Source organism: Sphingopyxis sp. KK2, from assembly GCF_001990265.1.
In the GTDB taxonomy this organism is placed as follows: Bacteria; Pseudomonadota; Alphaproteobacteria; order Sphingomonadales; family Sphingomonadaceae; genus Sphingopyxis.
In genome coordinates this window covers 1-11068 of sequence record NZ_LYVN01000134.1, presented here as the reverse complement: position 1 = coordinate 11068, position 11068 = coordinate 1, and the positions used below count along the sequence as shown (strand labels likewise).

Annotated in this window: 8 protein-coding genes; 2 read left to right on the top strand and 6 right to left on the bottom strand. The window is 67.4% G+C overall.

What is annotated here, in order from left to right; translation table 11 throughout:
- The coding region (locus B1A78_RS17600) for a DsrE/DsrF/DrsH-like family protein (RefSeq protein ID WP_179102082.1) at positions 1–230 on the top strand (230 nt) is incomplete at its 5' end.
- Here B1A78_RS17600 and B1A78_RS17595 read toward each other — a convergent pair.
- The 6 genes from B1A78_RS17595 to B1A78_RS17570 form a co-directional block, all read right to left on the bottom strand.
- Positions 227–952: a class I SAM-dependent methyltransferase gene (locus B1A78_RS17595; protein ID WP_179102081.1), complete on the bottom strand. Its 726-nt coding sequence runs from the start codon at positions 950–952 to the stop codon at positions 227–229. The two genes, B1A78_RS17600 and B1A78_RS17595, sit on opposite strands and share 4 nt — an antisense overlap.
- Positions 949–2076: a peptide chain release factor 2 gene (gene prfB, locus B1A78_RS17590; protein WP_077148214.1), complete on the bottom strand. Its 1128-nt coding sequence runs from the start codon at positions 2074–2076 to the stop codon at positions 949–951. The genes B1A78_RS17595 and prfB overlap by 4 nt, the downstream gene beginning before the upstream one ends.
- Before the next feature lie 73 nt (positions 2077–2149).
- Positions 2150–4666, bottom strand: coding sequence for a penicillin-binding protein 1A (locus tag B1A78_RS17585; RefSeq protein ID WP_077148213.1), 2517 nt, complete (start codon positions 4664–4666; stop codon positions 2150–2152).
- Positions 4667–4829: 163 nt separating this feature from the next.
- Positions 4830–5966, bottom strand: a complete 1137-nt coding sequence (locus B1A78_RS17580) for a DSD1 family PLP-dependent enzyme (RefSeq protein WP_077148212.1) — start codon at positions 5964–5966, stop codon at positions 4830–4832.
- On the bottom strand, positions 5963–7216 hold the full coding sequence (locus B1A78_RS17575; protein ID WP_077148211.1) for a D-arabinono-1,4-lactone oxidase: 1254 nt from the start codon (positions 7214–7216) through the stop codon (positions 5963–5965). The genes B1A78_RS17580 and B1A78_RS17575 overlap by 4 nt, the downstream gene beginning before the upstream one ends.
- 57 nt (positions 7217–7273) lie before the next feature.
- A complete protein-coding gene (locus tag B1A78_RS17570) occupies positions 7274–8536 on the bottom strand; it encodes an N-acetylmuramoyl-L-alanine amidase (RefSeq protein ID WP_077148210.1) in 1263 nt (420 codons plus the stop codon).
- Between the two features lie 623 nt (positions 8537–9159).
- On the opposite strand from B1A78_RS17570, the gene B1A78_RS17565 reads away from it, so the two are divergent.
- The coding region (locus B1A78_RS17565) for a ribonuclease E/G (protein WP_179102080.1) at positions 9160–11068 on the top strand (1909 nt) is incomplete at its 3' end.

Below are 11068 nucleotides of genomic sequence, written 5' to 3'. Positions count from 1 at the left end.
GCGAGCCGGTGTCGGCGGCGGGCGACAGGACGCGCAAGGCGGCGGGGCTGCCCGAACTCGCCTGGATGATCGGCGAGGCGGCGGACATGGAGGTCGGGCTGTTCGCCTGCCAGTCGGGCATGGCGCTGGTCGGGCTGACGGCGGCGGAGATGGCGCCGCAGGTGCGTGCGGCGGGGCTGGTCAGTTTCCTGCGCGACGTCGGCGAAGGCGACCGGCTGCTCGTCTATTAGGGGTTTTCGCAGACCTTGATGTCTTCGGGCTTGGGCGCCTTCCCCTCGGGTTCGAAGCGCGCGAGATAGCCACCGGCATGCTGCTTGTCGTCGTAGGAGACGAGCTTGTAGCCCACCGCCTCGAACTCGCAGACGAGCAGGCGGAAGGGGGTGCCATGGTCGGCGATCGGGCGGTCGCCGTCGACGACGAGCACCTGCCCGCCCTTGCGCAGCGCCGGGCGCAGCCGCCACAGGAAGGCGTAGGGCTCGCCGATCTCGTGATACATATGGACCATGAAGACGCGGTCGAAGCTGTTCGCGGGCAGACGCGGATCGTCGACCGCGCCGAGCTTTACCGACACATTGTCGAGCCGTTCGCGCGTGACGCGATCGGCGAGCCGCTCGATCACCTCGGGCATGATGTCCTGCGCGAGCACGCGCCCGCCCGCACCGACGCGGGTGGCGAGGCGGACGGTGTAATAGCCGTCGCCCGCGCCGATGTCGGCGACGGTCATGCCGGGACGGACGTCGGCCGAATCCATGACGTCCTCGGCCTCGTTGAGCCGGTCGCGCGCTTCCTCGGTCGACCATTTGGTCGAGACCGTCGGCGCAACCGGGCGGTCGGCGGGCGGGAAATCGCGCGCGGTCTCGGTGCGGTCGCTGTCACCCTGCCACGGCGCATCGCAGCTGCCGAGCAGCGGCAGCGCCGCCAGCGCGGCGTAGAGGCCCGCGCGCAGCGTCAATCGATGTCCTCGACCTCGACCTTTTCGCCGGTCACCTTCTGCGACAGCGCCGCCGCCATGAAGGGATCGAGCGCGCCGTCGAGCACGTCGCCGGGCGCGGTCGAGGTGACGCCGGTGCGCAGGTCCTTCACCAGCTGGTACGGCTGGAGGACATAGGAACGGATCTGGTGGCCCCAGCCGATTTCGGTCTTCGCCTGATATTCGCCCGAGGCTGCGGCCTCGCGCTTCTGCAGCTCGGCCTCGTACATCCGTGCCTTGAGCATCCCCATCGCGGTCGCACGGTTCTTGTGCTGCGAGCGGTCGTTCTGCGACGCAACGACGATGCCGGTCGGGATATGCGTGATACGCACCGCCGAATCGGTGGTGTTGACGTGCTGACCGCCCGCGCCCGAGGCACGGTAGGTATCGATCTTGAGGTCGCCCTCGTTGATCTCGATATCGATATTGTCGTCGATCACCGGATAGACCCAGACCGACGAGAAGCTGGTGTGGCGGCGCGCCGAGCTGTCATAGGGAGAGATACGGACGAGGCGGTGGACGCCGCTTTCGGTCTTCGAATAGCCATAGGCATTCTCGCCCTTGACCAGCATCGTCGCCGATTTGATGCCCGCCTGTTCGCCCGCCTGATATTCGACCAGCTCGACCTTGAAGCCGCGCTTTTCGGCCCAGCGGCCGTACATGCGCTGAAGCATCTCCGCCCAATCCTGGCTCTCGGTCCCGCCGGCCCCGGCATGGACCTCGATATAGCAGTCGTTGGCGTCGGCCTCGCCCGCGAGCAGCGCCTTAATCTTGTCTTCCTCGGCGCGCGCGGCGAGCGCGGCGAGGCCCGCGACGGCCTCGTCGACCATCGCCTCATCGCCTTCCATCTCGGCGAGCTCGATCAGCTCGGCGGTGTCGGCGCATTCGGTTTCGATCGCGCGCGTCGCGGTGATCGCCTCGTCGAGCCGGCGGCGTTCGCGCATGACTTCCTGCGCGGCCTTGGCGTCGTTCCACAAGGTCGGGTCCTCGACCTTGGCATTGAGCTCGTCGAGCCGCCGCACCGCGCGGTCCCAGTCGAGAAAGCGGCGCAGCAGCGCCAGCGCGGCGCCGATCTTGTCGATATGATCCTGCGCTTCGGCGCGCATGTCCTTGCTCCTGAAAATAGTTGGTCATGCCCTTACGGCCTGTCGGGCCGAAGGGAAAGAAGGTCCGCGAGCGTCAGATGATGCCGCCGCGATCCTCGAGGAAATCATTGTCGCTGCGGCCGCCATTGCCCTGCTGGACGGGAGCGTCCTGGCGTTTGGCGGCCTTGGCGGGCTTGATCTCTTCCTCGCGGATCGTCCGGCGCGGTTCGCTTTCGGGCTTGAACGCCTCCCAGATGATCGACGCCTTGGGATCGTTGCCCGGCCAGCTGCCATAAACGCGGCGGCCCGACTGGCGGTCGATACGCACCATGCGGATGCCCTTTGGCGCCGCAAAGGGAATCGGCTGGCGATCGTCGAGCGCGACGAGCGCAAAATCCTTGAAGATCGGTGCCGCGAGGCTGCCGCCCTGCGCATAGCCGCCCATCGAGCGCGGCTGGTCGAAACCGATATACATGCCCGCGATCACATCGGGGGTGCCGCCGACGAACCAGACGTCGTTCGGGCCCGAGGTCGTCCCGGTCTTGCCGAACAGCGGCACATCGAGGTCGCGCAGCCGGACCGCGGTGCCGCGCTGAACGACGCCTTCGAGCATATGGACGACCTGATAGGCGGTGAGCGGGTCCATCAGCTGCTTGCCCGACTTGGCGAAGCGCGGCATCGGGCGGCCGTCCCAATCCTTTTTGTTGCAGCCGTCGCACGGCTTCCACTTGGCGGGGAAGATCACCTTGCCGCGGCGGTCCTGGACATAGTCGATGACGCGCGGTTTGAGCTCGCGGCCGTGGTTGGCGAGCATGGCATAGGCGTTGGTGATCTTTTCGACCGTCGTCGAGCCAGCGCCGAGCGCGGTCGAGAGATAGGGCTCGTGCTTGCCGATGCCCATCGTCTGGATCATGTCGACGATCGGTTCCATGCCGATCTGGCTTGCCGCACGCACCGTCATCAGGTTGCGCGACTGTTCGAGGCCCCAGCGCATCGTATGTTCGCCGCTGCCGCCCGCGCCGCCGAAGTTGCGGAAGCATTTGTTGCCGAAGCGCGCGCCCTGATAGACGCAGAAAGACCCGTCGACGATCATCGTCGCAGGCGTCATGCCATTGTCGAGCGCGGCGGCGTAGACGAAGGGCTTGATCGTCGAGCCCGGCTGGCGTTCGGCCTGGGTCGCGCGGTTGAAGGGCGAGAGGCGGACGTCGAAGCCGCCCTGCATCGCGAAGATACGGCCCGAATGCGGGCTTTCGGCGATGAAGCCGCCCGATACCTCGGGAATGTTGCGCAGCGCATAGGTGTCGCCGCCGCTCGCCTTGACGACGATGAGGTCACCGGGGCGCATCGCCGAAAAGGCGCTGCCGCCGGTCTTGCGATAGCCGAGCGTCGCCGCGCCCGCAGGCAGGCGGCCGGTGTCGCCATTGGCGAAGCCGATACGCGCCTCGCCGGCGCTTTTCGACAGCACCGCGGCGACGCGCCAGCCGTCATAGTCGATGCCGATGAAGCTCGACGCGAGACGGCTCTGCCACTGGTCGTCGGCCTCGATCGTCGCGATCGGTCCCGACCAGCCCTTGCCCGCGTCGTAGCGCTGGAGTCCCTTGCGCAGCGCGCTGGTCGCCGCGGCCTGCATCTTGCCATCATAGGGCGTGCGCACCCAGAGGCCGCCAGCATAAGCACTGTGCGGGCCATCCTCGGCGGTTTCGCCGAATTGCGCGATCAGCTGGCGCCGCACCTCTTCCATATAATAGCCGCCGACCTGCGCGACCGCGGTGTTGCCGCTGCTGGTCAGGCCGAGCGGCATCGCGCGCGCGGCGTCGCGCTGCGCGGGCGTGATCCAGCCATTTTCCGCCATCGAGCCGAGCACGAAATTGCGCCGCGCGAGCGCGTCGGCCTCGAAGCGGGCGCGGCCGTATTTTTCGGGCGCCTTGGGCAGGATGGCGAGGAAGGCCATTTCGTGGAGCGCGAGCTGGTCGACGTCCTTGTCGAAATAGGCGCGGCTCGCGGCCTGGACGCCGAAGGCGCGGCGGCCGAGCGGGATTTCGTTGAGATACAGCTCGAGAATCTGTTCCTTGGTCAGCGCGCCTTCGATGCGGCGCGCGAGGATCAGTTCGCGAATCTTGCGGCGATAGCTGAGCTCGTTGGTGAGCAGCAGGTTCTTCGCGACCTGCTGGGTGATCGTCGACGCGCCGACCGGACGGCCGCTGTTCGTCATGTTGGTGACGATCGCGGTCGCGATGCCCGGATAGTCGATGCCGCCGTGGCTGAAGAAGGTCTTGTCCTCGGCCGCGAGGAAGGCGCGGACGAGCAATTGCGGATATTCGCTATATTCGAGCTGGACGCGGCGTTCGCGCGCATAGCTGTGCACCGGCTTGCCCTCGGCATCGCGGACCATCGTCGGCAGCGGCGGTTCGTAATCGCGCAATTGTTCGACCGACGGCAGGTCGCGCGCGAAGATCGCCCAGATCAGGACGAGGCCGAGCAGCCCGGTGAGGACGAGGTAGCCGAGCCAGCGGAACCAGCGGCGAAGCCACATGGTGCGGAACCATGTGAGAACGGCATTGCTGTCACGGTGCAGGCGATAGCGAAAGTGGGACGTGGTCTCGGCGGCCATAGGCTCTCGCCTCTAAAGCGTGCGCCCGCGAAAGGGAAGCATGGTTGCGGTGGAGCGCTGAACTCCCCTCCCGCTTGCGGGAGGGGTCGGGGGAGGGCCTGTTTTGTTGGCGCCTGATTTCGACATGCCCTCCCCTAGCCCCTCCCGCAAGCGGGAGGGGGACTTAGCGCGCCCGCCCCCGTGCGCTGACCGGCCAGATGGCGACCAGCGTCTCGCCGTCGACGACATGATAATGATCGTAGAGGTTCACCGTCGGGTCGCAGTGCGGGACGGTGAGCGTCACCGGATCGCCCGGTGCCAGTTCGTTGCCGATGCCGGGGGCGATGAGCGCGGCATGTTCGTCGCCCATGAAGGTGAAGAAGGCGCTTTCGGGTGCGCCGCGCCGGACGACCGCGACGCCGCCGTCGGTCGAAAGCGACTTGTAGCCCGCGTCGATCGTGACGAGGCCTGAATGATTGGCGCTGACCACGCGCGCGTCGACCCCGAGCGAAGTTTCGAAAGGGACCGTAGCGTCGCCGGTGAGGTCGCAGTCGAGATATTGCTTGTCCATGAAGACATAGCTGCCCGCCTGAAGCTCGGTGAAGACGCCGAGATCGAGGTCGATGCGGTGGGTGCCGGTGCCCGAGCCGGTGACGATTTCGGGCTTGTGTCCTGCCTCGGTGAGCGCGTCGATGACGGTCTGCAGATAGGCGGTGCGCTCCTCGATCGCGGCGCGGCGCTCGGCAAAGCTTTCGATATGCTGCTGCGACCCGCAGTAGAACTGCACGCCGCGGTAGCGGAGGTTCGGGAGCTTCGCGATTGCCTCGGCCAGCGCCACGGCGGCCTCGGGCGACGCGACGCCGGTGCGCGCGATGCCGGGGTCGATGTCGATGACGACGTCGAGGCCGCCGCCCAGCGCGGCATCGATTCGCGCCGCGACGGCGGGATGGTCGACCACCGCCATCAGCCCTTCGGCGCTTTTGGCGAGCGCCGCGAGCCGCTCGATCGCGCGCGGCGCGGCGACGGGCGAGGTGATGAGGATGCCGGTGATGCCGCCTGCGGCGAGCGCCTCGGCCTCGCCGATCTTGGCGCAGCAGATCCCCGCCGCGCCCGCCGCGAGCTGGCGCCGCGCGATGTCGACGCTCTTGTGCGTCTTGCCGTGCGGGCGCAGGCCGACGCCATGCGCCGCGACGAGCGCCGCCATCGCGGCGATATTGCGGTCGAGCGCGCCGGTATCGAGGACGAGGACGGGGGTGTTGAGGTCGGCACGGCTGCCCTGCCGGCCCACCAGATGGCCGTGCAGCGTCAGATCGTCGGTCATGAAAAAAGCGCCTCGAGATGCGGGTTGAGGAATTTGCCGTGCGGGTCGGCGGTGCGGCGGACGCACCGATAGCGTTCGGCGAGCGGATAGAGGCTATCGACATCGGCGCGGGTGAGCGTGTGGCGTTTCGCCCAATGGGGGCGGCCGTCATGACCGCGGAAGATGGCTTCGGCTTCGGCGAACACACCCTGCCACGGCATCTTCGCATATTGGTGCATCGAGATCGCCGCGACGGGTCCGGCGTTCATCGGGCTGATCCAGATATCGTCGGCGGCGACGGTGCGATATTCGAAGGGGAAGGTGACGGGCAGGCGCTTCTTGCGGATCCAGCCGACGACCTCGGCCAGCGCATCGAGCCCCGCCGCGCGCGGCATTTCATATTCCATTTCCTCGAAGCGGATCGTGCGATCCGACGGAAAGATGCTGTGCGCGGGGCCGCGGCGGTGGCCGTCGAAGCCGGTCTTCATCATGCCGCGCTGGAGCCAAGGGGTGAGGAATGGCAGCCGCGCCGCGACGTCGAGCACCCGGCGAAAGGCGGTTTCCTCCATGTCGGTGGTCGTCGGCGGCGGATCGCAAGGGTCGCAGGGGTCGAGCGTCTTGAGGATGACATGGTCGGCGTGGGGAAAGAACCAGAATTCGATATGGCGGTGCCGCTGCGCGAGGTCGTCATAGCTTTTGCGGACCTCGTCCCAGCGGCGTTTTTCGATGCGTTCGGCGAGGTGGAAGGCGGGGACGAGCGCGACCTCGATCTCGGTCGCGATGCCGAAGAGGCCGAGCGACAGCCGCTGCGCCTGATAGAGGTCGGACTCGGTGTCGGCGTCGCACCAGCGCGCCTCGCCGTCGGCGCCGATCAGGCGGAAGCCGCGTGCCATCGTCGCGAGACTGCCGAGGTCGACCCCGGTGCCGTGCGTGCCCGTCGCCATCGCGCCCGCGAGCGATTGCGGATTGACGTCGCCCTGGTTGGCGAGCGCGAGCCCCTCGTCCCACAGCGCGGCGGTGAGCCGCTTGATGCTCCAGCCCGCGGGGATGCGCGCAGTGCGGCGGTCGGGGGCGACGCGGATTTCTCCGGGGAGGTCGTCGAGGCCGAGAAGGAGGTCGTTGCTGGCGCAGAGCGGCATGAAGCTGTGGCCGGCGCCGGTTGCGCGGACTTTCGCGGCGCTGCGGACGAGGGCCGCGAGTTCATCCTCGCTTTGCGGGCGGGTGACGGCGACGGGCGCGGCGACGCTGCCCGACCAGTTGCTCCAGCCCATGCCTCTCTCCCCTCAACCTGGCGCGAAGCTGTCGAGGGCGGCGGGCGGGGTCAAGAATTAGTTGGAGGCGATCTGGCGGGCGAAGTGAATCTGGACCGCGTCGCGGACGCCGCGCGCGACCTTTTTCTGGCCCGCGGGCGAGGCGAGAAATTCGGAATCGACCTCGTTCGAGATGAAGCCGGTTTCGAACAGGACCGACGGCGTATCGGGCGCCTTCAGCACCACGAACGACGCGAAGCGGTGCGCGGTGGTGCGGAATTTGACGTCGTCCGACGCTTCGCGCTGGAGCAGCCGCGCGAAGTCCGAGGCGACGTTCATCGTCTCGCGCTGGGTGAGGTCGAGCAGGATCGACGACACATCGTTGCTGTGCGCGCCGAGGTCGACGCCGTTGATGATATTGGCCTTATTCTCGCGCGCCGCGAGGCGGGCGGCCTCACGGTCGGAGGCAACTTCGGAGAGGGTGTAGATCGACGCGCCGCTCGCCTGCTGATTCTCGGCGGCGTCGGCGTGGATCGAGATGAACAGGTCGGCCTTCAACCGCCGCGCGATGCCATAGCGTTCCTCGAGCACGAGGTAGCGGTCGTCCGAGCGGGTGAGCGCGACGCGCACACGGCCCGAGGCGATCAGATCGTCGCGAATCGCGCGCGCGATGCCGAGCGTGATGTCCTTTTCGCGCTTGCCGCTGTGCGGGCTGATCGCGCCGGGGTCGTGCCCGCCGTGGCCGGCATCGATGACGACGAGCGGCAGACGCGGGTTGTTCGGCCCCTCGATCTTCGGCAGCGCGACCGCGGGCTTTGCCTTGCCGATCGGGACGGTGACGCTGTAGCGCTTTTCGGGCGGCTTGGCGCGAAACCCGGCCGGGGGCTGGAGTTCGAGGCGCGGGGCGCGCGAGGCGCGCTGGAATTCGTCGGCCGAGACCGGGCTGAGCTGGAACGACAGGCTGCGCCCGTCGGCGGCGAAGCGCGCGTTCGACACCAGGGCCGGCCGGTCGAGGTCGAGCACGACGCGCGCGGTGTCGGGGCCCTGCTGGCCCTGGCGGACGGTGCGCACGAGCCCCGCGCCCTGCGGCGAACGGCCCGCCTGCGCGCCCGCGATGTCGAGCGCGATACGGTCGGGGCCGGCAAGCAGCAGGGTCGAGGCACCCGCGACGAAATCGTCGAAGCGCACGGTGACGTCGCCGCCGTCGATCTCGATCGCGCCGATATTGCCCGCGAGCACCGCCGGCGTGGCCATCAGCGACGAAAGGAAGAGCGACGCGAGGAGCATGAGGCGATTATGCCGCCCGGCGGGCCGATTGGTCCAGTCTTTATCCGAAAACATCCAAGGCCACCTGCGGGTCATCACGATGAACCATGCATTAGGGATAGCGCGTCAAGTCACGGTGAAAGGGCAAGGTTAACTGGCGATTCAGCATGAGTCGGCGCATCGGCGCTCTTGCGACCGGCGCGGTCATGCCCATATTTTTCCGGTGCTTGCTGTTGCCGTTCGATGACGCCGATGCTAGCACCCCCAACGCTGACGGTGTCATCGCCTGACCGTCGGGCCTTATGCGGGGAAGGCGCCCAACCGGTACCGAAGTGACGGACCGCGCGGCAGCTCTCCCCCGGTGCCCGACAATCCAGGCCTGGCAACCTGCCGTCGGCCCACCCGGATGCCCGGGCAGCGCAGGACGATCCCCAACCGGTCGACGCGCGCCGGCCGGTCATCCCGCTAAACAGGTTGATGCCGCATGAGGCTTGCCATGCCCTCTTCTCTCCGCGACGCAGGCGCTTTCGCGCTTGCCGTCGGCCGGGCGGAAGACCGCATGCGCGTCCAGCACCGGACGCAGGCTGCCAGCGGCAATAACGTCTTTTTCCGTTTGAACCCTATCGACCGCAGCCCTCCCCCACGGAGGGCGGCGGCCTTTTTTGTTGGCGCGCCGCGGCGCGCCTGGAGTGATAATAATGACCACGCGCATGTTGATCGACGCGCGGCACCGGGAAGAAACCCGTGTCGCCGTCACCCAGGGAAACCGCATCGAGGAGTTTGATTTCGAGTCCGCCGAGCACAAGCAGCTCAAGGGCAATATCTATCTGGCCAAGGTAACCCGCGTCGAACCGTCGCTGCAGGCGGCGTTCGTCGAATATGGCGGCAATCGCCACGGCTTCCTCGCGTTCAGCGAAATCCACCCCGACTATTACCAGATTCCGAAGGAAGATCGCGAAGCGCTGCTCCGCGAAGAGGCCGAGCATGCCGCCGAAGCCGCGATGCGTGCCGAGGAAGACCTCGACGAGCTGGAAGGCGATATCGCCGAGGTCGAGCGTCCCGACGAGGACGAGAATGGCGATGTCCCCGCCCCCGAAACCGTCGGCGAGGAGCCCGAAGGCGACGAAGGCGATGACGAAAACGGCGATGCCGAGGGCGAAGCCGAAGAGGGCGCCGAGGAATCCAAGGACAATCGCGGCGACCGCAAGGGCCGCGGGCGCGGCCGCGACGGCCGCAAGGGCGGCCGCGGTCGTGGCCGCCGCCGCGACGAGGACGAGGACGGCGAAAGCCGCATGTCGCTGCGCCGCCGGTACAAGATCCAGGACGTCATCCGTCGCCGCCAGGTGATGCTGGTCCAGGTCGTCAAGGAAGAACGCGGCAACAAGGGCGCCGCGCTGACCACCTATCTGTCGCTCGCCGGCCGCTATTGCGTGCTGATGCCGAACACGATGCATGGCGGCGGGATCAGCCGCAAGATTTCGAACGGCGCCGACCGCCGCAAGCTCAAAGCGATGGTCGACGAGCTCAACCTGCCGCCGACGATGGGCTGCATCGTGCGCACCGCCGGGATGAGCCGCACCAAGGTCGAGATCAAGCGCGACTTCGACTATCTGGCGCGCGTCTGGGACGAGATTCGCGAAAAGACCCTGGGGTCGAGCGCCCCGGCGCTGATCCATTCGGACAGCGACCTGGTCAAGCGCGCGATCCGCGATATCTATCACAAGGATATCGAGGAAGTGATCGTCGAGGGCGAGGACGGCTACAAGGCCGCCAAGCAGTTCATGAAGCTGCTGATGCCGAGCCACGCCAAGCGCGTCCAGCAATATGCCGACCCCGTCTCGCTCTATCAGCGCTATGGCGTCGAGGACCAGCTCGCCGGGATGCTCAATCCCGTCGTCCAGCTGAAATCGGGCGGTTATCTGGTGATCAACCCGACCGAGGCGCTGGTGTCGATCGACATCAACTCGGGCCGGTCGACGCGCGAGCATAATATCGAGCAGACCGCGCTCAGCACAAACCTCGAAGCCGCGCACGAGATCGCGCGCCAGCTGCGCCTGCGCGACATGGCCGGGCTGATCGTGATCGACTTCATCGACATGGATCATGGCTCGAACGTCCGCAAGGTCGAGCGCGCGATGAAGGAAGCGCTGAAGAACGATCGCGCGCGCATCCAGATCGGCCGCATCTCGGGCTTTGGCCTGATGGAGATGAGCCGCCAGCGCCTGCGCACCGGCGTGCTCGAAGCCTCGACGCGCCCCTGCCCGCATTGCGAAGGCACCGGGCTGGTCCGCACCGCTTCGTCGGCGGGCCTCAGCGCGCTGCGCATGATCGAAGAGGAAGCCGCGCGCGGCAAGGGCAGCAAGATCATCCTGCGCGCGAGCCAGGAAGCGACCTTCTACCTGCTCAACGAAAAGCGCCGCGAGCTGCGCGAGATCGAAGAGCTTTACGGCGTCAGCGTCGAAATCCTGCCCGACGGCGAGACCGAGGGTGCGCGCATGGCGATCGAGGTCGGCGGCCCGCCGCCGGTCGCGCGCCGCAGCTTTGCCCCGATCGCCCCGATCGAGGATGACGACGACGATTATATCGAGGAAGAGGAAGAAGAGGCCG